This is a genomic window from Streptomyces sp. NPDC056169 (assembly GCF_042268445.1).
GTDB lineage: Bacteria > Actinomycetota > Actinomycetes > Streptomycetales > Streptomycetaceae > Streptomyces.
The window spans coordinates 162,330-186,208 of sequence record NZ_JBHJUO010000018.1 but is presented as its reverse complement, the minus strand read 5'-3'; the positions used below and the strand labels follow the sequence as shown (position 1 = coordinate 186,208).

At 73.5% G+C, this 23,879-nt stretch carries 15 protein-coding genes, 1 tRNA gene and 1 pseudogene; 10 read left to right on the top strand and 7 right to left on the bottom strand.

The window, feature by feature from the left end; genetic code table 11:
• Positions 1–7: 7 nt before the first annotated feature.
• Both ACFC0G_RS28940 and ACFC0G_RS28935 read right to left on the bottom strand, forming a co-directional pair.
• Positions 8–1,264, bottom strand: coding sequence for an NAD(P)/FAD-dependent oxidoreductase (locus ACFC0G_RS28940; RefSeq protein ID WP_376408445.1), 1,257 nt, complete (start codon positions 1,262–1,264; stop codon positions 8–10).
• A 310-nt stretch (positions 1,265–1,574) separates the two neighbouring features.
• On the bottom strand, positions 1,575–2,183 hold the full coding sequence (locus tag ACFC0G_RS28935; RefSeq protein ID WP_376408442.1) for a TetR/AcrR family transcriptional regulator: 609 nt from the start codon (positions 2,181–2,183) through the stop codon (positions 1,575–1,577).
• Positions 2,184–2,307: 124 nt separating this feature from the next.
• Here ACFC0G_RS28935 and ACFC0G_RS28930 point away from each other — a divergent pair, with 124 nt between their 5' ends.
• Both ACFC0G_RS28930 and ACFC0G_RS28925 read left to right on the top strand, forming a co-directional pair.
• Positions 2,308–3,816 (top strand): APC family permease, encoded by a 1,509-nt coding sequence (locus tag ACFC0G_RS28930; protein ID WP_376408440.1) that lies wholly within the window; start codon positions 2,308–2,310, stop codon positions 3,814–3,816.
• Positions 3,817–3,822: 6 nt separating this feature from the next.
• Entirely contained in the window at positions 3,823–4,704 is an 882-nt protein-coding gene (locus ACFC0G_RS28925) for a carbon-nitrogen hydrolase family protein (protein WP_376408437.1), read from the top strand.
• 12 nt (positions 4,705–4,716) lie between these two features.
• Here ACFC0G_RS28925 and ACFC0G_RS28920 read toward each other — a convergent pair whose 3' ends face one another.
• On the bottom strand, positions 4,717–6,054 hold the full coding sequence (locus ACFC0G_RS28920; protein ID WP_376408434.1) for a PLP-dependent aminotransferase family protein: 1,338 nt from the start codon (positions 6,052–6,054) through the stop codon (positions 4,717–4,719).
• 123 nt (positions 6,055–6,177) lie between these two features.
• Between ACFC0G_RS28920 and ACFC0G_RS28915 the strand changes: the two genes are divergently transcribed.
• From ACFC0G_RS28915 to ACFC0G_RS28905, 3 genes and pseudogenes are all read left to right on the top strand, one after another.
• On the top strand, positions 6,178–6,807 hold the full coding sequence (locus ACFC0G_RS28915; protein ID WP_376408431.1) for a DJ-1/PfpI family protein: 630 nt from the start codon (positions 6,178–6,180) through the stop codon (positions 6,805–6,807).
• Between the two features lie 56 nt (positions 6,808–6,863).
• Positions 6,864–7,118, top strand: a pseudogene (locus ACFC0G_RS28910) (hypothetical protein); the annotation flags it as partial.
• 333 nt (positions 7,119–7,451) lie between these two features.
• Positions 7,452–14,846, top strand: coding sequence for a polymorphic toxin type 27 domain-containing protein (locus ACFC0G_RS28905; RefSeq protein ID WP_376408428.1), 7,395 nt, complete (start codon positions 7,452–7,454; stop codon positions 14,844–14,846).
• Between the two features lie 131 nt (positions 14,847–14,977).
• On the opposite strand, the gene ACFC0G_RS28900 is transcribed toward ACFC0G_RS28905, so the two are convergent.
• Positions 14,978–15,051: transfer RNA gene (locus ACFC0G_RS28900), tRNA-Pro, on the bottom strand.
• A gap of 54 nt (positions 15,052–15,105) precedes the next feature.
• On the bottom strand, positions 15,106–17,898 hold the full coding sequence (locus ACFC0G_RS28895; RefSeq protein ID WP_376408426.1) for an AAA family ATPase: 2,793 nt from the start codon (positions 17,896–17,898) through the stop codon (positions 15,106–15,108).
• 130 nt (positions 17,899–18,028) lie between these two features.
• Here ACFC0G_RS28895 and ACFC0G_RS28890 point away from each other — a divergent pair, with 130 nt between their 5' ends.
• The gene (locus ACFC0G_RS28890) at positions 18,029–18,553 is read left to right on the top strand and encodes a DUF309 domain-containing protein (protein ID WP_376408425.1); all 525 of its coding nucleotides are present in this window, start codon (positions 18,029–18,031) and stop codon (positions 18,551–18,553) included.
• Positions 18,554–18,559: 6 nt separating this feature from the next.
• On the opposite strand, the gene ACFC0G_RS28885 is transcribed toward ACFC0G_RS28890, so the two are convergent.
• Complete coding sequence (locus ACFC0G_RS28885) at positions 18,560–18,937, bottom strand: DUF488 domain-containing protein (RefSeq protein ID WP_376408422.1); 378 nt, start codon at positions 18,935–18,937, stop codon at positions 18,560–18,562.
• 29 nt (positions 18,938–18,966) lie between these two features.
• Positions 18,967–19,569 (bottom strand): TetR/AcrR family transcriptional regulator, encoded by a 603-nt coding sequence (locus ACFC0G_RS28880; RefSeq protein WP_376408420.1) that lies wholly within the window; start codon positions 19,567–19,569, stop codon positions 18,967–18,969.
• Positions 19,570–19,921: 352 nt separating this feature from the next.
• Between ACFC0G_RS28880 and ACFC0G_RS28875 the strand changes: the two genes are divergently transcribed.
• The 4 genes from ACFC0G_RS28875 to ACFC0G_RS28860 all read left to right on the top strand — a co-directional run bounded on the left by ACFC0G_RS28875 (position 19,922) and on the right by ACFC0G_RS28860 (position 23,794).
• Complete coding sequence (locus ACFC0G_RS28875) at positions 19,922–20,671, top strand: phosphatase PAP2 family protein (RefSeq protein ID WP_376408417.1); 750 nt, start codon at positions 19,922–19,924, stop codon at positions 20,669–20,671.
• On the top strand, positions 20,668–21,714 hold the full coding sequence (locus ACFC0G_RS28870) for a DMT family transporter (protein ID WP_376408414.1): 1,047 nt from the start codon (positions 20,668–20,670) through the stop codon (positions 21,712–21,714). The genes ACFC0G_RS28875 and ACFC0G_RS28870 overlap by 4 nt, the downstream gene beginning before the upstream one ends.
• A 167-nt stretch (positions 21,715–21,881) precedes the next feature.
• Entirely contained in the window at positions 21,882–22,892 is a 1,011-nt protein-coding gene (locus tag ACFC0G_RS28865; protein WP_376408411.1) for an SPFH domain-containing protein, read from the top strand.
• The gene (locus ACFC0G_RS28860) at positions 22,889–23,794 is read left to right on the top strand and encodes a hypothetical protein (RefSeq protein WP_376408408.1); all 906 of its coding nucleotides are present in this window, start codon (positions 22,889–22,891) and stop codon (positions 23,792–23,794) included. Before ACFC0G_RS28865 ends, ACFC0G_RS28860 begins: the two co-directional genes overlap by 4 nt.
• Positions 23,795–23,879: the final 85 nt, after the last annotated feature.

The following is a 23,879-nucleotide window of genomic DNA, read 5'->3' as shown; positions in this document are numbered from 1 at the left end:
CGGTCGGTCACCAGGTCACCCCCAGGGCCCGGGCCGCCTCGACTCCGGAGCGGCACCCGTCCTCGTGGAATCCCCAGCCGTGATAGGCGCCGGCGAAGGCGGTCACGGACGTGGCGAGGCCCGGCAGTTCGCGCTGGGCGGCGACGGAGCGGGGGGTGTAGACCGGGTGCTCGTACACCATGCGGGCGAGCACCGTGCGCTCGTCGACGCGGCCGTCCGGGTTGAGGGTCACGATGTGCGGCTCGTCCACCGGGAGGCGCTGGAGCCGGTTCATGTCGTAGCTGACCTTGACGGCCTCGGGGCGCGCGTCGCAGGAGGGGAGCCAGTAGTTCCACGAGGCGCGGGCATGGGGCGCGGCCGGCAGCACGGTGCTGTCCCGGTGCAGCACCGTGGGGTTGCGGGAGTAGGTGAACGCGCCGAGGACCCGGCGCTCGTCGGGGGTGGCGTCGGCGAGCATCCGCAGCGCCTGGTCGGGGTGGACGGCGACGACGACGGCCGCGTGGACCTCGGACTCCCCGTCGTCGGTGGTCACGCGCACCTGGTCCGTGCCGCGTCGGATCGCGCGGACCGGGGTGGCGGTGCGGACGGCCGCGAGTCCCTTGGCCACCTTCTCCACGTAGGCGCCGGAGCCTCCCGTGACCGTCCGCCACCGCGGCGAGCCGGTGGTGGAGAGCAACCCGTGGTGGTCGAGGAACCGGAAGAGGTACGCCGCCGGGTACAGCAGCGCGGTGTCCGGCGCGCAGGACCAGACGGCGGACACGAGCGGGACGGCGAAGTGACCGACGAAGTACGGCGAGAACCCGCCGCGTTCGAGGAACGAGCCGAAGGTCCGGTCGTCGTCCCCGGACGCGAGCAGCCGGCGGGCCGCCCGGTGGAAGCGCGGTACGTCGGCGAGCATCCGCAGATGGCGGCCGCGGCGCAGGTTGCCGCCGCCGAGCAGACCACGCGGGCCGCGAGCTCCCGCGTACGCGAGGCCGCAGCCGTCGCACCGGACGGACATGCTCATCTCGGCGTCCTGGGTGGCGACGCCGAGTTCGTGGAAGAGCCGCAGCAGGTGCGGGTAGGTGCGCTCGTTGTGGACGATGAAGCCGGTGTCCACGCGCACGGTGCCGCCTTCCCGGGTCGGCAGCTCGTGGGTGTGGGCGTGCCCGCCGAGGCGGGCGTCCGCCTCGTAGAGCACCACGTCGCAGGTCCGCGACAGCACATGAGCGGCTGTCAGGCCGGCCACTCCCGCCCCGACGACCGCGATGCTTCGCCGGTTCATCCGTCCTCCTTCGCGTCACGGGGCGCCCGCGGCCCTGCCGTGCGGAGCCTCCCCATGAGTGGTTCGGTGCCGTCGGCCGTCCGGATGGGTACGGGTTCCCCGGGCACGTCCACGGCGCCCGCGAGAAGTCGGCGGCGGCACCGCCGCAGGCCTCGCCGGGTGGGGTTCTGGTCCCGCCCGGTGTACGGGCGGGTGCTCTTTCCCCCTCAGGCTCCGGCGAACGGAGCCTCCGGCTCAAGACGCAGCGGTTGCGCATCGTTTTGGGCGCCCGGCCCGGCAGACAGGAGACGACACTCGACCGCGCGGATTGTCACGGGCGGTCGGCCGGATCGTGGCCCGTGACGGCACGCGCGTAGGCGTGCAGGGCGGTGATCACTTCGGTCCGGGTGCGTCGGCCGGCGAGGATCTCCATCTGGTAGCCGTCCTCCATCGCGACGAAGCTGGCGGCGAGCAGACGGGGCGGGTCCTGAAGGGCGAAATGACCTTGCGCCTGTCCGAGTACCAGGATGGCCGAGTACACGGCGATCTGGCGTTCCGTCAGCGCGCTGTCGAGCGCGGCGGCCCTGGCGTCGCGCAGGCAACGGGGCCAGTACTCGAAGAGCAGTCGGGTGAGCGCGTCGTCGGGTCCGCCGGCGACGCCCTGGTCGATGCAGGCCTTGAGCTTGTCGCGGGCGTCGTCGAAGCGGTTCGCGGTCTGCTCGCGTTCTTGGCTGTAGCGCTCGATCGCCCGCTGGTACGTGTCGTGGACGAGGGCGTCCAGGTCTCCGTAGTAGAGCACGGCGGCGGGTGTGACACCGGCCGCCTCCGCGATGTCGCGCAGGCGCAGGCCCTCCAGGCCGCGCGCCACCAGCGCGCGTTCCACCGCCTTGCCGAGCTCGGCCCGACGGGCCTCCTTGCCGATGCCCTTCCGTGGCGCCACGTCGGTCGGTCCTCTCACCTCTTCGGTTACATGCGGATTTAACAATAGCTCCGCAGCTATTGACGGGCCAGTGAGCCAAGTCTTAAATCTGCGTTTAACAAACCTGCGGCCCTACGGAGGCACCATGCCCAACCCGACCGACGCCGAGGCGAGAACCGGGCTCGGGCCCGAGCCCGTCCCGGCGGGCAAGGGGCTGCGGGGCGGCTCGGTGGGCCTGCTCGCCGCCGTCACCCTCGGGCTGTCCTCCGTCGCCCCGGCCTACAGCATCGCCGTCACCCTCGGCTTCGTGACCCTGATCGTCGGCGACCTCGCCCCGGCCGCCCTGCTGCTGGGCTTCGTCCCGATCCTGCTCACCGCCTTCGCCTTCCGCGAGCTCAATCGCGAGATGCCGGACTGCGGCACCACGTTCGTGTGGACCACCCGCGCTTTCGGGCCGACGGCCGGCTGGCTCACCGGAGGCTGGGTGGTCCAGATCGCCACCCTCATCGCGATGACGGCCCTGTCCCAGGTCGGCGCCACCTACCTGCTCCACCTGCTCGGCCTGCACTCCCTCGCCTCCAGCAGCGCCGCCGTGACGATCACCGCCGTCGTACTGCTGGCCGCGGTCACCTCGGTCGCCTACCGGGGACTGCATCTCGCGGCCGCCGTCCAGTACGTGCTGCTCGGACTCCAACTGGTCGCCCTGCTCGGCTTCGGCGCCGCGGCCCTCGCCCGCGACGGCGCCGCCACCCCGTCTCCGGCGTGGCTCGACCCCTTCGCGTTCCCCGATCTCGGCTCGTTCGCCGAGGCCGTCCTGCTGTGCCTGTTCATCTACTGGGGCTGGGACGCGCTGATCACCGCGAACGAAGAGACCCGTGACGGAGACCGCGTCGCCGGCCAAGCCGCCGTCATCTCCACCCTCGTACTGCTGGGGACCTACCTGTTCACCGCCTTCGCGGCGATCGCCTTCGCCGGCACGGGCGCCACCGGCACCGGGCTGGGCAACCCCGACAACGCCGCCGACATCCTGGCCACCCTCGCCCCGCCCGTACTCGGCACGGCGCCGGCCAAGGTGATGGAACTGGCCGTCTGCGTCTCGGCCACCGCGGCCCTGCTCACCTGCCTCGTCGGCTCCTCCCGCGGCACCCTGTCCATGGCCGCCCATGGCGCCCTGCCCCGCGCCTTCGCCCGCATCCACCCCCACCACCGCACCCCCGCCTTCGGAACCCTCTTCTTCGGCGCGGCGGCGGCCTGCCTGCTCGTCCTGCTCACCCTCGCTTCCGACCGCTTCCTCGGCGACGCCATCCTCTGCATCGGACTGCTCATCGCCTGCTACTACGGCACCACCGCGCTGGCCTGCGTCTGGTACTTCCGCAGACGTCTCCTCGACTCCCCGCGCGACCTCCTGCTGCGCGGGATCCTGCCCCTGCTCGGCGGCCTGACGATGCTGGCCGCCTTCGCCCGCAGCGCCCACGACATGTACGACCCGGCCTACGGCAACACCTCCTTCCACGGCGTCGGCGGCGTCTTCCTCCTCGGCGCCGGCTCCATCGCCGCCGGAGCCCTGGCCCTGCTCGTCGCCCGCACCCGTTTCCCCCGCTTCTTCCGCGACGGCCGCACCACGGTCGCCGAACCCACCCTCACCGAGGACTGACACCCCATGCGCACGCTCTCCATCGCCGCAATCCAGACCACCCCCGTACCCCACGACCTCGAAGCGAGCTGGCAGCGGTTCGCCGACCAGGTCCGGGCCGTGCGGGCGACGTTCCCCCACGTCCAGCTCGTCGTCGTCCCCGAACTGCTGCTCGCGGCCGAAGGCGCCCTGCTCCAGCCGAGCGCCGACGACTGGATGGAACGGGCGGCCGTCACGATCCCGGGCCCGCTCACCGACCGGATCTGCGCCCTCGCCGTGGAGACCGGGCTGTGGCTGATCCCGGGAAGCCTCTACGAGCAGGCCGAGGACGGGCGCATCCACAACACCGCCATCGCCGTCTCACCCGAGGGCGAGACGGTCGCCCGCTACCGCAAGGTCTTCCCCTGGCAGCCGTACGAGAAGACCGCGCCGGGGCACGAGTTCACCGTCTTCGACATCCCCGGCGTCGGCCGGGTGGGCCTGGCCATCTGCTACGACGGCTCCTTCCCGGAGACCGCCCGCCAGCTCGCCTGGCTCGGAGCGGAGATCATCATCCAGCCCACCCTGACCCCCACCCGCGACCGCGAGATGGAACTCGTCTGCGCCCGCGCCAACGCCTGGACCAACCAGGTCTACGTCGTCAACATCAACGCCTCCGACCCCACCGGACTCGGAGGAAGCGTCGTCGTCGACCCCGAAGGGATCATCCGTCAGCAGGCAGGAGGAGGCGAGGAGATCCTCGTCGACGTCCTCGACCTCGACGCCGTCACTCGCGTACGCCGCTACGGCTCCTCCGGAATGAATCGCCCGTGGAGCCAGCTCGCCCGGTACGGCGAGTCGGTGCGGCTCCCGATGTACGGCGGCGGGACGTTCCGCACGCCGGAATGGTCGAAGGAAGAGACCGCGTAGCGACCGACGGCGTCAGGCGCCGGCGTCCTCGACGACGACGTGCCGCACCGTCCGCAGCGTCGACCGGAGGCTGTCCAGATCGGTCGAGCCCAGAGCGAGGCGGATGGCCTGCGGTGTGTGCATCGAGGTGGAGAACGGCTCCGCTGTGGATACCGAGATGTGCCGACGCGCGAGGGTGGCGGTCAGGCGATCGGCACGCGCGTCCTCGGGCAGCGGCAGCCAGGTGAAATAGGACGAGGGGTGGGCGATGAGAGGGAGACCTGCCAGCTCTCGTCCGGCCAGCGTCTGGCGGGCCTTGGCGTCGTCGCGCTTCTGCGCCTCCAGGTGATCCACCGTGCCGTCGTCGAGCCATCTGCAGGCGATCGCGGTGGTGAGCGCCGGGGTGTTCCAGGTCGTCGCCCGGATCGCGCGTTCGAGCAGCGGCACCACGGGCGGCGGGGCGACGACGAAGCCGACCCGGAGGCCGGTGGCGATGCTCTTGGACAGTCCCGAGACGTAGACGGTGATGTCCGGGGCGGTGGCGACCAGCGGCGCCGGCGGGTCCTCGACCAGGTAGGCGTAGGAGGCGTCTTCGATGACGAGCGACCCGTGCCGTCGAGCGATCTCGATCAGGCGGTTCCGGTCGGTTGCCGGCATGACCCAGCCCAGCGGGTTGTGCAGGGTGGGCATGGTGTAGATCGCGCGCACGGGGCGGGTCGCGCACAGCTTCTCGAGGGCATCGAGGTCCGGCCCGGCGGCGGTCGAGGGGACGGGCGCCAGGTCGAGGTGGAAGGCATGCGCGAGCACCTTGAACCCCGGGTAGGTGAGGGTGTCGACCGCGACGACGTCGCCGGCGTTGAGCACGGCCATGACGGTGGCGGCCAGGCCGTGCTGCGCACCGTTGACGACGAGGATCCGCTCCGCGTCGGCGGTGATTCCTCGACGCCTCAGGTGCCGTGCGATCGAAGCCCTGTCCTGGGGCCGCCCCGCATGTGGCTGGTAGCGCAGGAGCGTGTCGAGATCACCGGAGGTGGACAGTTCTCGCAGGGCCTGCCGAAGGAGGTCTGCCTGCCCGGGCAGTGACGGATAGTTGAAGTTGAGGTCGACCGCGCCGGTGGCGACGACCTGCTGATCGATGCCGTGTCCTGAGGGCACCGCGACGTCACGCACGAACGTGCCGCGGCCCTGTTCCCGGCTCACCAGCCCCATCGTTTCCAGCTCGGCGTACACCCGCGTCGCGGTCACCACGGCGATGCCCTCACGGGCGGCGAGCCCGCGGTGTGTCGGCAGCCGCACGCCGGCGGCGAGCCGCCCGCTCCGGATGTCGGATGCGAGCGCGTCGACGAGCGTCTTGTACCGCGGGGCTGCCATGCGCGGATTGTATGCATGACAATTCTTTGACTGTCCTGTTCGCGGGCCCCTACCGTCCCCACTCACGCACCCACCCATCCATCCCCCCCCAGCCCCCACCCCCCAGCCGGAAGGACAGCCGCCGTGCACATCGCCATCCTCACCTTCGAGGGCTACAACGAACTCGACTCCCTGATCGCGCTCGGCGTGCTCAACCGCATCAAGTCCGACGACTGGCGCGTCACCATCGCCACCCCCGGCCCCAAGGTGACGTCGATGAACGGCGTGGTCATCGAGCAGATGTCCACCCTTGAGGAGGCCTGTGCCGCGGACGCCGTCATCGTCGGCAGCGGCATCGCCACCCGGGAGGTCGTCGAGGACTCGGCGATCATGGACGTCCTTCGCCGCCTGGACCCCTCGCGCCAGCTCATCGCGGCGCAGTGCTCCGGCGCGCTCGTACTGTCCAGGCTCGGCCTGCTCGACGACATCCCCGCCTGCACCGACCTGACCACCAAGCCCTGGGTCGTCGCCGCCGGCGTCGAGGTGCTGAACCAGCCCTTCTACGCCAAGGACAACATCGCCACTGCCGGCGGCTGCCTGGCTTCGCCCTACCTCGCCGCCTGGATCATCGCCCGCCTCCGGGACACCGACGCCGCCGAAAGCGCGCTGCACTATGTCGCCCCGGTCGGCGAGAAGGAGGAATACATCGAGCGCGCCTGGCGCAACATCGCCCCGTACCTGCCGGCTCGCGCTCCCGCTCCCGCCTTCGTCTGAACAACCGGCCGGGGCGCCCGGCTTGCCTGCCGTAACCCCACGCCGGAGACAGCGCAATGACCACGCGAAACCCCATGACGTATGACGCGTTCGTCGACCTCGCCACTGCCGACGCCGCTGTCGTCGGCCTCGTCCTCAAGGGCTCCCGGGCTCACGAGGGCATGACCACCGAGCACTCCGACCTCGATCTGTACGTCGTACTCGCCGATGACGCGACGACGGACCTCACCCGGTTCACCGGGCACCGCACCCCGGAGCTCGACCTCGTCGTCCTCTCCCTGGACGAGTTCCGCGCCGCCGGTGGCCCGGGACACCACCACACGGACGTCGAAGACCTCAGCCCCTGCGGCAGCAAAGAGATGATCAAGGATTCGATCACTTTGTTCGTCAGTGAGGTCTAAGGCAGCGTTCGCGGAGTTTCTTTGATCTTCACGCGCGGAACCTGCCGTGGCATCGTCGCGGCGTAAGCGGCAGCCGCGTCTCGTGGGGGAGGGGCCGAGCACGCAGGCGTTGCCCTGCCCGGATGCTCCATGCGGCCCGTGACCCTCATGCCCGATGCTGCCGAACATTCGCAGAGATCGGCAGACAGAGAAGTGTCATGGGTTCGAGGCGTCGGCAGACGCAGACATCGCTTCAGAAGCCTGGTGGCCCGGACCACCAGCGCCACAGCCCTCCTCACCGCCTCGGCCGTACTGACCGGCCTGGTGCAGGCCGTACCGGCGGCGGCCGACACGGTGCCGGAGGAGGACACCGGCTGGTTCCGCAGCAGCGTCGGCTACCAACGGCGGGTCGACCGCTGTCTGGCCGCCGAGGCGCTGCACTACGGCGGTCCCCTGCAGAAGGCACGCGCCATCCAGGGGTTGACCGGCACGCAGGAGGAGCTCCGCGCGACCGTCATCAGCGCGGACACGATCGGGTACGGGCCGCTCGGCCAGGCTTTCGGCGAGGACGGCCGCGCCGCCCAGGCGTACAGCGAGATGGTCTCGGACCGGCGCTTCGCGCTACAGAGCACCAATGACCCCTACGTCCGGTCGGCGTGGGAGAGCGACGACATGGAGTGGCACGCGCCGGCGTTCGGCGCCGATGTCACGCACTTCACCCTCGAGACCCAGGCCAGGATGTCGAATCTGGGCTCGGACGAGCACAGCGTCGCCAGCCCGGAGGCGATAGCCAAGGCCAAGCAGGTGGCCAAGGAGAACGAGGGCACGGACGCCTTCCACGACATGGCGTCGGGCTGGATGCTCTCGGACGACCAGGTCAACGTCAGGGGCTACGCGTACGGGACGACCGCCACCGACATCGCCTCCTACCTGAAGCGCGGCGGTTTCCCGGCCCTGGCACCCCTCAAGGACTCCGCCGAATACCGCGTCGAGGTCGAGGACCAGAAGCAGGCCTGGTCCGCCTGCGACAGCCAGAACCCGTTCGACCCCCGCCGCGTGCTCAACGAGCCCGTGATGACCGCCATGGTCGAGTGGGAGCTGGAGTACGCCGGCCAGGCCGGCCAGCGCGCGAAGATCATGCGGGCGGACGCGGATGCCGCCGCGGCGACCCGCGAGGCCACCGACGACATGATCGAGGCCATCGGCCAGGCATGGGCGGTCGACCAGATCCTGACCTGGCGCAAGTACTGGACGGACAAGCTCGCCCAGGACCCGAACACGATCTTCGTGAAGCCCGACCAGGTCTTCTACGACAAGGCCGACGCCGACCTCGCGCGCTACCGCTCGAACATCGCCGCCCTCGTCACGTCGGCACAGGCCCACGCGGGCACGGCGGCCACCGCCGCGCAGACGGCCGTGACCGCGCAGCAGGAGGCCTGGGCCGTCGCTGACACGACCCATGTGCCGCGTGGCCGCGGTCTGATGTACGCCCAGCAGTCCGTGCAGGTCGCCCGCGCTTCCGCGGCCGCCGCCACGGCCGCCGCGAAGGCGACCGAGACCGCGCTCGCCGCGGCCAACGCGTCCGTCGCCACCAGTGACGCGCTGCTCGCCAAGGCACAGACCGAGTCGCACGCGGTCGGCGCCGAGTTCAGGCGGGTGGCGGCTCAGGAGGCCGCCGCGCAGGCGAAGGCCGCCGCCGACAGCGCCGAGGCCAACGCCACGGCCGCCGCCGAGAGCGCGCGGACCGCCAAGGCCGCCCGTACGACGGCCGAGGACAAGCGCGACAAGGCCAAGGCCGCCGCCGGCTCCGCCGCGACCGAGCGGGCCAAGGCCCAGACGGAGCAGGTCGCGGCCGTCGCCGCCCGAGCGAAGGCCGCGACCGAGCGCGCCAAGGCGCAGGAGGCCGAGGAGCGGGCCGCGGCCGAGCAGACCTCGGCCAAGAGCTCCGACACGGCCGCCGGGACCGCCGCCACCGAGGCGGCGACGAAGCGGAAGCTCGCGAACGAGAAGGCGAAGGCCGCCCAGGTCGGTCGGGAGAAGGCCGTCGCCGCGGCGCAGGCGAAGCAGGCCACGGCGGCCCGTGCTGCGGCGCTGGAGACCGCTGCCGCGGCTGCCGAGGGCACGGCAGCCGCCGCGGAGACCCGTGCGGCCGCCACCGCCGCCCGTACGGCCGCCACCGAGGCCGCACAGGCCGCGACCGCCGCGCAGACCGCCGCGGACCAGGCCACCTCCGCCGCCGTCAGCGCCCGGTCGGCCGCGACCACGGCGGAGGGCGCGGCCGCGCGGGCCGAGGCCGACGCGAGCAAGGCGTGGTCGGCGCATTACGCCTCCATCCGCGCGGCCTCCGCCGCGCACGCCGCCGCGGCCGTCGCGCTCGACGCGTCCCAGGACGCGGCGATCCGTGCGGGCAACGCCGCCACGGCATCGAAGAACGCCGACGGGCTCGCCAGGAAGGCCCGGCAGGAAGCCGCCGCCGCCGAGAGCGACGCCACGGAAGCGGTGAAGTCGGCGGGCGTCGTGGTGGGCCGTGCCCATGCGGCCGGCCAGGCGGCACTCGCTGCCCGAGACGCCGCCACGAGCGCGGTCGCCGCCGCCGACGAGGTCCTCGCCATCGGTTCCCCGTACAAGGAGAAGGACTCCTCGGCGGCGTTCGCGATGCTGGTCGGCCAGTCGTCGAGGACGATCGCGGAGCAGCAGGCCACCGCGGCCGAGGCCAAGGCCACCGAAGCGGCCGAGGCCGCTGAGTCCGCACAGCAGACCGCCGCCCGGGCCACGGGTGACGCGAAGCTCGCCGCCGAGGCCGCAGCCGCGGCGGCGACCGATTCGGTGCGCGCGGCCGAGGCCGTGACGCGCGCCCAGTCGTCCGCGGCCGAGGCCTCCGAGGCGCGGAAGGGCGCCGTCGCCGCCTCCGAAGCCGCCACGGGCCACGCCGAACAGGCAGGGGCCGACGCGGTGAGCGCCGGCCTCATCGCGCAGGCGACGAGCGGCATCGCCGCCGAAGCGGACCGTGAGGCCACGGACTCCGAGCGGCGCGCGGCCGAGGCGAACGAGAAGTCCGGGCGGGCGGGCGAGGCCGCCGAGGAGGCCGCGAACAAGGCGGCCGGGTCGGAACGGGCCGCCCAGGACGCCGAGTCGAAGGCATCCGACGCCACCGGCGACAGCACGGCCGCCGAGGAAGCCGCCGCACAGGCGGAGAAGGCGCAGCAGACGCGGAACGAGGCGGCGCACAAGGAGGCGCTCGCCGAGGGCGTCACGCCCATCGAGGGCGGCGCCTCCAACTGGCCGGCGCTCGGTGAGCGCGAGGAGAAGATCCTCCTTGACGCCTGCGGTCAGACCTGTGTCGACGACTACCGGAAGGGCCTCGCGGCCGTCTCCGTGAACGTCGTCGAGTGGGCGACCGCGAACGGCGGGCAGATCCTCTTCGAGCAGCTCGACCCGGCGAAGGTCAAGGAGTGCCTGGCCTCGAAGGACGTCGACGACTGCCTCTGGGCGCTCGTCGACATCCCCTCGTCCGCCGTGATCGTGGGCCGCATCCCCGCGCTCGCCCAGGCGATCGAGAAGGTCTCCGACGGCATGCGGACGATCTTCCGCGACGCCGACAACGCGCTGCGCCGGCTCAACGAGCTGACGGCCGTCATCCGTGACGTGCGCGGCACCCCGCGTCTCAACCGGTGCCTCGCGGGTGTCGCCCTGCACGCGGGCGGCGCGAGCATGAAGGCCAGGGCCATCGAGGCCCTGACGGGTACGAACGACGACCTGCAGGCGGTCGTCGGCGATGTCGACTGGATCGGGTTCTTCCCCTTGGGGCAGGCCTACGACCAGGACCGGCGGGCCGGTTACGCCTACCGGGACGCCTTCGCGGCACGTGAGGCCCTTCTGGAGGACGCCAACAGGCCGTACGCGATGAGCTCGTTCGACGACGGGATCACGCTGCACGCCCCGCGGTTCGGCGCCGACGTCCTCGAGTTCACGCTCTCCACTCAGCCGAAGGTCGCCGCACAGCTCGGCTGGGACGGTCACACCAACGCGAGCCCCGAGGCGGTCGCCAGGGCCCGGGAGATCACCGAGCAGAACCGCGGCAAGGACCTCTGGCGCGACTTCGCCGCGGACTTCATGCTGCTGGATTCCAGTGTGACCAGGACCCAGCACGCGGGCGGCACCACGGCCAGCACCGTCGCGTCCTACCTGCGGCACGGTGGCTTCCTCGACAAGAAGCCCGTCGAGGGGACGCCTGGGTTCCGCGTCGAGGTGGAGAACCTCAAGCAGGCCTGGTCCGTGTGTGACCACGCGGACCCGGTCGACCCGCGCAGCGCCCTGAGCCAGGTCGTCTCGCAGGCCTCGGCCGAGTGGGAGACGGAGTACGCCGGGCAGGCCGCCCCGCGCGCCGTCGTCATGCAGGCGGAGGCCGACGCGGCCGCCGCGACCCGGTCCGCCACCGAGGCGATGATCGAGGCCATCGGCCAGGCGTGGCGCGCGGACCAGATCCTGCGCTGGCAGAAGTACTGGCACGACCTTCTGGAGGCGGACCCGGACCACATCTTCAAGCCGGAGCAGGCCCTCTTCGACAAGGCGAAGGCGGACCTGGCGAACGCCCGGGGCAAGGTCCAGGCGCTGGTCACCACCGCCAAGGACCAGGCCGCCGCCGCCACCGCCGCCGCGCAGCGCGCGGTGACCGGCCAGCAGCAGGCCTGGGCCATCGCGGACGCCTCCGAGGTCCCGCGTGGTCGTGGCCTGATGTACGCCCAGCAGTCGGTCCAGGTCGCGCGCGCTTCCGGCGCGGCTGCCACGGCCGCCGCGAAGGCGACGGAGACGGCGCTGAACGCGGCGAACGCCACCGTGTCGACGTCGGAGGCGCTCCTCGCCCTGGCGCAGACCGAGGCGCACGCGGTGAACACCGAGTTCCGCCGGATCGCCGCGCAGGAGGCCGCCGCCCAGGCGAAGGCCGCCGCGGACAGCGCCGACGCCTACGCGGCCTCGGCAGCGGCGAACGCCGAGAAGGCCAAGAAGGCCAAGGAGACCGCGCTCGCGGAGGAGGAGGACGCCCGCAAGGCCGCGGCGAACGCCCAGCAGCAGCGCGCCGTCGCCGAACTGGAGCGCGCCAACGCGGCGGCCTACCGGGCCACCGCCGAGAGCGAGCGGGACAAGGCGGCCGGCCACGAGGCCGACGCCGTCGCCCAGGGCCGGATCGCGTCCGACGCCAGGGTCTCCGCCGAGGCGGCGGGAACCACGGCCTCGTCCAAGCGGGCCGTCGCCGAGCAGGCGGAGCGCGACGCGGTCGCCGCCCGCGACGGCGCCCGTGAGGCCGAGCAGCGGCGGGACTCGCTGAACGCGAAGGCGGCGGCCATGGAGGCCAAGGCCGACGCCGACGAGGGTACGGGCGCGGCCACGGCCTCCCGTACCGCCGCGACCGATGCCCGGGCCGCCGCGAACACGGCGACCACGGCGGCCACCAACGCGCGTGCGTCGGCGAACGCGGCCACGACCGCCGCCACCAACGCCCGCGAGGCGGCCACCAAGGCGCAGGGCTCCGCGGCCCGCGCCAGGGCGGCGTCCGACAGCGCCTGGGCGTCCTATTGGGTCGCGGCCGGTTCCGCCGCCGCGGCACACGCGGCCGCGGCCGACGCCATCGACGCCTCGGAGGACGCGGCGGCCGACGCAAAGAGCGCCGAGGAGCAGTCGGAGAAGGCCTCGGCGGCGGCCAAGGTCGCCAAGACGGAGGCGGCTGCCGCCCGTTCCGAGGCCACGCAGACCGCGTCCTGGGCCGCGACCACCGCGGGCAGGGCGCTCGCGGCGGTGCAGTCCTCGCTCGCGGCGCGTGACTCCGCGGCCGCGGTGAACAAGCCGGCGAACGAGGCGATCGCGCTCGGCGGCCCGTTCCAAGAGGTCGACAGCTCGGCCGCGTTCGCGGTGCTGACCGGCCAGCAGTCCCTGACGATCGCGCAGCAGCAGGCCGCCGCCGCGGCGGCCACGGCGAACCAGGCCGAGGACATGTCCGCCGAGGCGAAGGCGCTGGCCGACCGGGCCGCCGGTGACATGAAGCTCGCGGCGGAGGCCTCCGCGGCCGCTGCTGCGGACGCGTCCCGCGCGGCCAAGGCGTACCAGCGCGCACAGGCCTCGGCCACCCAGGCCGCTGAGCAGGCCCAGGAGGCCCAGGCAGCGGCGGGCCGTGCCGACGGCTACGCCACGGTGGCGGGAACCGCCGCGATGGCGGCGGGGTCGGCGGCGATGCATGCCGAGTCCGACGCGGCGGCGGCGGACGCGGCGGCGACCGAGGCGGAGAAGGACGCCGCCAACGCCCGTGCCGTGGCCACCAAGGCCGAGGAGGACGCGGCCGGCGCCCGCGCCACCGCCACCAAGGCGGAGGAGGACGCGACGGCCGCCGAGACGGCCGCGGCCGGTGCCAGGAACGCGGCGGAGGAGGCCCAGGCCGCCGCCGACCGCACCGAGACGACCGGCGACAACGAGCAGATCTCGCAGGGCGTCACGACCGGGGTCGGCGGGGTGTGGGCGGTCCTCGACCACATCGAGTACATCGGCGAGCCGAAGAACGTCAAGAAGGACAACTGCAACCCGATCATCCACTTCGGGGACTGCACGATCACGGCCGACGTCACCTACAGGTCGCACGTCGACCTGTTCATGTGCGTGGCCCCGCCGGAGACGTACTTCGGCAGCTGCCCGCAGGCGGACACCGTCTACCTCGGCCGCGAGGTGACGGACCCCACGACCGAACAGCTCAGCTACACGCTGACGATGGTCGAGTTCAACTCGAACATCGACCCGGTCGACATCCTGCTCGGCGACTTCATCGGCTGCGCCCAGAAGATCACGCCGGGAGGCGCGTCGGGCAGTTGGGGCGACTGCGCCTGGGCGGCCAGCTGGTTCGTCGCGGGCCCGCTCTTCCGGGCCGGCAAGGCCGCGGTGTACGCGCTGGACGCGGCCCTCAAGACGGGCGTCGGGTTCATGGACGCCTACCGGGCGCTCCGCACCATCGGTCTGACCGAGGCCGCCGTCCAGGGCATCATCAGCCGGATCTTCCGCAAGGTCGGCGAGGCGTGCGAGCTCGCGGACACCACGCCCCTCAAGCTCGCGTCGTTCTCCACCGCTTCGTTCTCCACCGCGTCGTTCTCCGCCGCGTCGGCCGACGAAGACGTCATCAAGAAGTGCCAGGAGGTCCTCAAGGACATAGTCAAGGACGGCGATCACATCGTCCTCGGAGTCAACCCGTACTCGGACGACCTGGCCAAGGCCATCGCCGGCGGCGCGGACACGTTCAACAACAAGGTGTACGGCACCGAAATGCCGGCCAGCATGGGGATGGGCGCTCGTGCCCTGTGGACGGTGGGAGTAGAGCGAGCAGTGATCAATCCCCACGTGAAGATCTCGGTGTCTCTGGACGGTGTCGCGGGCGCCAAGGACGCCGACGAGGCGCTGAACCTGCTTCTGCAGCGAGGGGAAGGAATCACGCCCGGCGACTGGGAGGCGATCCAGAAGGGTGGCTTCGGAACCGCATGGGAGATGACCAAACTCCGTGCGGCCACCCGGATGGAGTACCGCACCTGGGACTCCATCGAGTGGTGGATGACCAACGCGGAGGGCAACGTCGTGCGCGTCTACCCGAAGCGCTTCACGTACGCCAACGGAACGCCGGTCGACTGATGGCGAGCGAATGAGGAAGGGGGCCTCCCCGGTGCCATGCGCACCGGGGAGGCCCCCTTCTTCCCCCGGAAACGAGTCAGGGGCCGTTTCAGATTTCTCTGAAACGGCCCCTGACCTGCGACTTCGAAAAGTCGGGACGACAGGATTTGAACCTGCGACCCCTTGACCCCCAGTCAAGTGCGCTACCAAGCTGCGCCACGTCCCGATGCTCGTCCCCCGCGGGTTTTCCCCCGCGTCGGCGTGCAGGAGAAACACTACCTCACTCGCGGGGGTGGGCTGACGCACGGGCTGTCACCGCTGCCGCGGCGAGGGCGTCTGCGCCGCAGGTCGCGGCCAGGGTGGCCGCTCGGGCCAGGGCCGCGGGGGAGCCCGTGGCGTGGGCGAGGTCCACGCGGGCCCGGGCCTCCTCGTAGCGGGACGGGGAGGCGGCGAGGTGGGTGACGGCCCGGGTGAGGAGGCTCGCCTTCTCCGATGGGGGCGCGAAGAGGGCGGCGCAGCGCAGGGCCTCGCCCAGGGCCGTGGGGGTGCCGAGGCGTTCGGCGTGGGCCGTGGCCTCGGCGGCGATCCCGGCCGCGCGGTCCGGGTCGACGGGGGCGAGGGCCCTGGCCAGGTCGAAGGGCCAGGGGGCCCAGACGACGTGGTGGCGGGCGCGGGTGGTCAGCGCCTCGGCGGCCTCTTCGAGGGTGTGTACGGCCTCCTCGGTACGGCCTTCGGCGAGCAGCAGCCGGCCGAGGACGCTGGGGCCGTCGGGCAGCACGATCGCGCCGGGCCAGGGCGGGCCGAAGGCGTACCGGTCGGCGACGCTCCGCGCCTCGGCGGTACGGCCCCGGGCGATGAGGGTGTCGACGAGGAGGCACGCGGTGTCCCAGTGGACGGGGAGGCCGTCGCCGACCCGGTCGGCGAGGCGCAGTCCTTCCTCCAGGTGGTGCTGGGCGCGCGGCAGGTCGCCGCGGCGTCGGTGGACCAGGCCGAGGAGGGTGTGCGCGAAGGCGAGGTGGGCGCCGCTCCAGCCGGAGATCTCGAAGGCCCGGACCGCCTCGGTGAAGAGGGCCTCGGCCCGGTCGGGCCGGTCGGCGAACACGTACGCGATGCCGGTGAGGGCCGGGATCTCGAAGCCCCAGGTCGGGTCCGTCCAGCCGAGGCCCCGCGCCGGTCTGCCGTCGACGAGGGCGCTGTCGCAGAGGCGTACGACCTCGTCGGCGGGTTCGCCGCGGAGCATCGCGTCGAAGCCCCGGACGGTGAGGAGGGCTCGTTCGGAGTTGTCGGCGCCGGTGAAGGCGGCGGTGAGGTCGGCCAGGCGGCCGGAGCGGCCGGGTCCGTCCTCCTCGGTGGCCTGGAACCCCTCGTACATGAAGTGGGCCGCCTGGAGGCGGCGGCGGCCGGTGCCGGGCGGGGTACGGGCCGACTCGACGGCGACGGCCCGCGCGGCTTCCGGAAGTTGGTTGTTGTGGGCGAGGGCCTGCGCGAGCCGGTAGGTCGCGTCGGTGCGCAGGGCGTCGTCGAGGCCGGGCAAGGCGAGCGCGGAGCGCAGGTGCAGGACGGTGGAGGCGGGTGCGGTGAGGAGGGACGCGCAGCCGAGTTCGTACAGGACCCTGGCGTACGTGTCGGGGCCGGGCGGCTCGGCGAGGGCCCGTTCCAGACAGCGGCGGGCCGCGTCGGGGGCGCCGACGGCCAGGTGCTCGACGGCGGCGGCCCGTAGCCGGCGGACGACGTCCTCGTCGTCGTCCGGGTGCACTTCGAGGAGGTGGCGGGAGGCGGCCGCCGGTCCGCGTCCCGCTTCGGCGAGCGCCCAGGCGGCGCGCCCGTGCAGGGCGGTACGGACGGCCGACGGCACCGAGCCGTAGACGGCGGTCGCGATGAGCGGGTGCGCGAACTCCAGGTGCGGGGTCGCGGCCCCGTTCCGTGGCGGCGGCGTGATGATCCTGGCCCGGCGGAGCCGTTCCGTGTGGTCGGCGAGTTCCGGACCGGACATGCCCGTGAGCTTCGGGAGGAGGTCCGGCGTGCTGTCCGCGCCGAGGACCGCGACGGCCCAGGCGAGGCGGGTCGGGCCGCTGCCGAGCTCTTCGAGGCGCGCCACGAGGCCGCCGCCGCGGGCGCCCGCGGCGAGGCTCCGGAGGTCGGCCGTGCCCTCGACGGGTTCGAGCGTCCGGTCGCGGACCTTGGCGAGGAGTTCGACCGTTTCGTACGGGTTGCCGGCGGTCACCGTCCACAGCTCCCGGCAGAACGGCTCGTCCGCGTGGGCGCCGAGCGCCTCGCGGGCGAGCTCGGCGGTGGCCTCGGAGGTGAGGGCGTGCAGCCCGAGCGTCAGGAGGGCGCGGTCGGCCAGTCCGGTGAGCAGCGTCGTACCGTCGCCCTCGGCTCCGCCGGCCCGTCCGTCGCCCTCGGCTCCGTCGGCCTGTCCGTCGCCCGCCTCGGTCGGCAGCGGGCGGTGGGCCAGGACGACCAGGACCGGCAGCCGGCCGTCCCCGCGCGTGCGGGTGAAGGCGTCGAGCCAGGTCAGGGTCTCGGCGTCGACCCAGTGGGCGTCGTCCACGAGCAGGACCGGGGGCCGGTCGCGCAGGCCGTCCGCGAGGCGGTCGAGGAGCCGTACGAGTCCGTCCCGTACGCCCTGCGGGTCGGCGGGCGCGGCCGACGGCGAGGGCGGCGGTGCAAGCCCGAGCGCGGGGGCGACGAGGGCGAAGTGGTCGCCGAAGAGGCGGTGGACGTCCTCGGGGCCGTAGCCGTCCAGGGCGGGCTGGAGGAGCTGGCGGGTGACGTGGAAGGGGACCGAGGTGAGGATCTCGCCGCCGCGGGCGGTCAGGACCGTGCACCGGTCGCGGGCCATGCGGTGGATCTCGGCGAGGAGCGCCGTCTTGCCGACGCCCGGCTCGCCCCGGAGGACGAGGACGCCGCCCCGGGCGGGTCCGCCGGCCGCGGCGGCGGCGACGAGTGCGTCGACGGCGTGGAAGGCCGCGGCGAGCTCCGGGCCGCGTTCGAGCAGGGCACCCCGCTCGGGGCGGGCGAGGGCCGTGAACGACCCCACGGGCAGCGGCTGTTCGGCTTCCGACGGCACCGGCGACTCACTCCCCCAAAAGAGCTACGGGCACGACGCCCCGCCTGGCCCGTGCGACCCACGCGAACCGGGGATACGTCGAGCCGACAAGTTTACCGTTCCTGATCGTCCCGGGGGCGACAATGGGCGGGTGAACGGTACGACGAGGGATCGCGACGACGAGGGCCGGGCGCGGAGCGCGCGTCCCCGTGACGGGCTCGGCCGACCGCTGCCGTACGGGGCGGAGGGCGTGCCCCGGCAGCCCGAGGGGGTCGTGCGCACGCCCGACGCGTCCCTGCGCGAGGCGCAGCGGCTCCTGGACGCCGGGATGCCCTTCCACGCCCACGAGGTCTTCGAGGACGCCTGGAAGTCGGGTCCGGAGGCGGAACGCGATCTGTGGCAGGGGCTCGCGCAGCTCGCGGTCGGCCTGACGCACGCCGCGCGCGGGAACCGGGAAGGCGGGGCGCGGCTGTTGCGCCGGGGAGCGGAGCGGCTCACGCACTCCCTCGGGGGTCCGTACGAGGGTCCTCGCGAGAGCTCGTCCGAGAGTCCCTACGGGATCGACGTCGGCGGACTCGTGGCGTGGGCGCGGGAGTTGGCCGACCGCACCGAAGCGTCCCGCACGGAGGTCGACGCGGCGGCGGAGGCACCGCGCCTGCGCCGCGCCGGCGCGTGAACCCTGCTACTCCCCCGCCCGCGGGGCGAGTTCGCGCTCCAGTACGGAAGTGTGGCTGACCGAGGGGTCCTTGGCGGCCGTGAGGAGCGTGACGGTCTCCCGGCCCGCCAGCTCCCGGAGCCGGTCGAGGGCCGCCGCGGCCTCGGGGGCGGCGAGCTCGGCCTCGTACCGCCGGCAGAACTCCGCGTACTCCCCCTCGGGACCGTGGTACCAGCGGCGCAGCTCGGTGGAGGGCGTCAGGGCCTTGGGCCACTCGTCGATGCGGGCGTCCGTCTTGGCGAGTCCGCGCGGCCAGAGCCGGTCGACGAGGACGCGAACGCCGTCGTCGGGCGACGGGGTCTCGTAGATCCGGCGGACACGGACGTCGGGGGTGCTCGCGCGCATGTCTCCAGGGTGCCGGACGGGCCGGGAGCTCACCTCCCGGCGCGCAGCGCCGGAAGGAGGACGGCGTCCACGAAGCCGTGCATGGTCGAGGTCTCGGCGAACCGCTCCTCGAAGATCCGCTCGATGCGGAGCATGCCCATGAAGCAGGGGGCGACGAAGGCGATCGCGGGGTTGTCGGCGGCGACCTCGCCCCGCTCGACCGCGCGCGCCACCACCGCGTCGATGGCCGCGACCTCGGGGGCGATGACGGTCTCGCGGAGCGCGGCGCGCAGGTCGGGGTGCTGGACGTAGGCCTGGGCGACGGCCTCCATCAGCTCGGCGTCGCGCTCGCGGTGGGAGGCGGCGACGCGGGCGGCCTCGCGCAGGTCGCCGGCGAGGGTGCCGGTGTCGATGCCGGCGAAGACGGTGCAGCGGCGGCGGGCCAGGGCGGCGGTGACGAGCTGCGGCTTCGTGCCCCACTGGCGGTAGAGGGTGGCCTTGCCGCACTTGGTGCGGGCCGCGACGCCCTCCATGGTGACCGAGTCGTAGCCGCCCTCCCTGAGGAGGCAGATCACCGCGTCGTACAGCTCCGTCTCACGCTCCGGCGTGATCTTGCTGCGACGGGCTGCGGCGGTCGCGGCCTGTGTGGACATCGAATCCTCCCGGACACCTCTGCCTCTGCACATACGAGAGTAGGGGGTGCACAATCGAGACGCAAACGTATCGAGACGCTTGCGTCTCGATGAAATCGGATCTAGGCTCACTCCGTTTGCTGCCGGTTTGACGGATTAGAGGGGCCGCGCGATGGCTGCCGGGATACGCGGGACACGAGGACGACGTCCTCCAGGACCGGGGACGACGGCTACCCCCGGCCCCGGTGAGCCCGGAAACCACGAGGAGGCCGGCGACGCGTCCGGCGACCGGTCCGAGGGCCGGTCCGAGAGCCGGTCCGAGGGTGGATCCCGTGACCGGTCCGAGGGCCGGTCCGAGGGCCACGAAGAGGTCGTGAGACCCCCCCTCCTGCGCGAGTTCGTGCTCGTCACCGCGCTCTTCCTCGTCTACAAGTTCGGCCGGCTCGTCGCCAACGGCCACGAGGCCCGCGCCTTCCGCAACGCCGACCTCGTCTGGGACGCCGAGCGCGCGCTCCACCTCCCCGGCGAGGGAACGATCCAGCAGCTGCTCATGCACGGCGAACCGCTCATCCGGGCCGCCAACACCTACTACGCGGCCGTGCACTTCCCGGCCACCATCGCCTTCCTCTGCTGGCTGTACTGGCGCCGCCCCGCCCACTACGTGTGGTCGCGCCGCGTCCTCGCGCTCGTCACCGCCGCCGCGCTCGCGCTGCACCTGCTGATGCCGCTCGCCCCGCCGCGGATGCTCGCCGCCACCGGCCTCGTCGACACGGCGCGGGTCTACGGCCCGTCCGTGTACGGCGCCACCCCCGAGACGGACTCGATGGCGAACCAGTTCGCCGCGATGCCGTCCCTGCACTTCGGCTGGGCCCTGATGGTCGCGATCGGCCTGATCGTCGCCACCCGCTCCCGCTGGCGCGTGCTGTGGCTGCTGCACCCGCTGCTCACCCTGCTCGTCATCGTCGGCACCGCCAACCACTACTGGTTCGACGCGCTGGCCGCCGCCGCGATCCTCGGCCTCGCACTGCTCGCCGTCCGTGCCCCGGGCCGCAGCAGTACGGCCCCGCCGACCGTGCCCCACCAGCGCGGCGCGACCGTCCTCCCGGCCGGAGCCCTGCGATGAGCCCCGTCGCCGGCACCGTCCTCGCGGTGCTCCTCTCCCTCGTCTCCGCCGCCGGGTACGCGCTCGCCGCCGTCGCCCAGGCACGGCTGGCCGCCTCGGCGGCACCGGCCGGACGCGGGGCGCTCCGCGCGCTCCTCGCCCGCGGGCAGTGGTGGTGGGCGGTCGGTCTGAACGCCGCCGGGGCGCTCGCCCACGTGGCCGCCCTGCACTACGGGCCGCTGACGCTGGTCCAGCCGCTCGGCGCCCTGACGCTCGTGGCGGCGCTGCCGCTGGGCGCGTACTGCGCGCGCCGGCGCGTCACCCGGACCGAGTGGCGCGGAGCGCTCCTGACACTGGGCGGGCTCGTCGGCCTGGTCGCGATGACCGGCCCCGCCGAGCCCGGCGAGGCCCTCAGCCTGCGCGAGGCCCTGATCGTCGCCGCGGCGACAGGGCTCCTCATCGCGGCGCTGGCATCGGGTCGCGTGCCGCGGAGGCGCGGCGACACGGGAACCCGTGGGCTCGGGCACGCGACGGCCTCCGGCATCGCGTCCGGGGTCGGCTCCGCCCTGACCCAGACCCTGACGGCCGCGCTCGCGCTCGAACTGCCCGGCAGGGAACCCGTCTGGTGGCAGACCGCGCTGCTAGCGGTCCTCATCTCGGGCTTCGCCGTGGGCGGACTCCTGCTCTCGCAGGCGGCCTACCGGGGCGGTCTCGCGGCGCCGCTGGCCGTCGTCAACCTCTCCAACCCGGCCGCCGCCGCGATCATCGGCGTGGCCCTCCTCGGCGAGACCTTCCGGGCGGGCACGTGGGGCTGGCCGATCGCGGCCGCCGCGTCGCTGGTCGCGGCGCGGGGCGTGGTGCTGCTGACGAAGGGCGGCGCGCCGGCTCCCGAGGCGGACCCGGCCTCGTCCACCGTCGTCGTGACGGGTTCCCGGCCGGTGCCGCCGCCCCGGGCCACCGAACTCCCCGCGCCCTTGCCCGCGCCCCTGTCCACACCCCTCCCGCTCACCGTCCCCCTCTCGGTCCCGGAGGTGGAGCCGGCTCGCGCGTCGATCCCCGGCTGACATCCCCACACCGGCATCCCCGGCGGCACCCCCGGCGGCTTCCCCACCGACATCCCCGCCGGCATCCCCGCCGACATGACCCGCCGGCATCCCCCGTCGATCACTTTCGTCATATTGACGAAAAACCATGGAACCCCCTATCGTCAGCATGACGACAAGGGGGTTCCATGGCTGACATCACCCGGCGGTCCGGCTGGCGCCATCTGCGCTCCGCGCCCACCGCCCACATCCGCCACCAGCGCCGCGGACAGATCGTCCACGACGGCGAGGGGCTGAGCTTCTGGTTCCGGCCGCGTACCGCCGCCCTCTCCGAGGTTCCCGTGAACGACCGGGAGCTGGCGATGGCGTTCCACGCCCGCACGGCCGACTTCCAGGACGTGAGCGTGCAGTCCACCGTCACGTACCGGATCGGCGACCCGGGCGCGGCGGCCACCCGGCTCGACTTCTCGATCGACCCCGACACCGGCGCCTGGCGCGGTACGCCGCTGGAGCAGATCGCCACCCTCCTCACCGAGACCGCCCAGCAGCACGCCCTCGACGTCCTCGCCCGCACCACGCTCGCGGCGGCGCTCGTCGACGGTGTCTCGGCCGTCCGCGACCGGATCTCGGACGGCCTCGCGGCCGAACCGCGCCTGCCCGACACCGGTATCGAACTGGTCGCCGTTCGGGTGGTCGCGATCCGGCCGGAACCGGAGGTCGAGCGCGCCCTGCGCACCCCCGCCCGCGAGCAGATCCAGCAGGAGGCGGACCGCGCCACGTACGAGCGCCGGGCCGTCGCGGTCGAGCGCGAACGCGCCATCGCCGAGAACGAGCTCGCCAGCAAGATCGAGCTGGCCCGCCAGGAGGAGCGGCTCGTCGAGCAGCGCGGCACCAACGCGCGCCGCGAGGCCGAGGAGAGCGCCGCCGCCGACGCCGTACGGGCCGAGGCCGAGGCCGTACGGAAGGTCCGGCTCGCCCGGGCCGAGGCCGAGGCGGCGCGCGTGGTCGGAGAGGCGCGCGCGGGCGCGCAGTCGGCGTGGCTGCGGGCGCACGGGGAGGCGGAGCCGGCGACGCTGCACGCCCTGGCGGTGACCCGGGCCGCGGAGAACCTGCCCCGCATCGAGCACCTCACGCTCTCCCCCGACGTGCTGACCGGACTCCTCGCGAAGCTGGGCGGCGAGGGCGGGGCCCGGTCGTGAGCCTCGCGCCGCGCGCGGTCCTCGTACACCGGACCACGGAGTACGAGGAGCTGCTCGCCCGGCACGGTACGCACGGCCAGGCCGCGTTCTTCCTCTCCGCGCGCGGCCGCTCGGTCGAGGCGGTACGGGAGCGGCACGAGCGGGTCCGGCAGGCGCTCGCCGAGGTGGCGGGCGCGGTTCCGCTGTCCTGGCGACAGACCCGGGTGGAGCGCGCCGACCTGGACCGCTTCCTCTTCGGCCCCGAGGACGTCGTCGTCGTGGTCGGCCAGGACGGTCTGGTCGCCAACGCGGCGAAGTACCTGACGGGGCAGCCGGTGATCGGGATCGACGCGGACCCCGGGCGGAACGCGGGCGTCCTCGTACGGCACCGCGCGGCGCAGGCGCGGCGGCTGCTGCCGTACGCGGCGGGGGACGGGGCGGCGGTCGACGAGCTGACGATGGTGGAGGCGGTCACCGACGACGCGCAGCGGCTCCTCGCCCTCAACGAGATCTACGTCGGCCCGCCCGGCCACCAGACCGCGCGCTACACGCTGGGGCTCGACGGCGGTGACGCCCCGCCGGAGCCCGAACCGCAGGCCTCCTCGGGCGTCCTCGTCGGCACCGGCACGGGGGCCACGGGGTGGTTGCGCTCCCTCTGGGAACAGCGCTCCAGCACGCTCGCCCTGCCCGCACCGGCGGACGCCCGGCTCGCGTGGTTCGTCCGCGAGGCCTGGCCGTCGCCGACGACCGGCACCACCCGCGTCGAGGGCCTCCTCGGCGCGGGCCAGAGCCTGCGCCTCACCGTCGAGTCGGACCGGCTGGTGGCCTTCGGCGACGGCGTCGAATCGGACGCCCTGCACCTGACGTGGGGCCAGACGATCCGCCTCACGGCAGCGGAAGCCCGCCTGCGTCTGGTGGGTTGACGGCCTCCGTCCGTCGCGGCGCCTCGACCGCCGGGAGCGGCCGTGCCGGGAGCCTCGGCCGGAGCCGGGAGCCTGGACCCGTCCC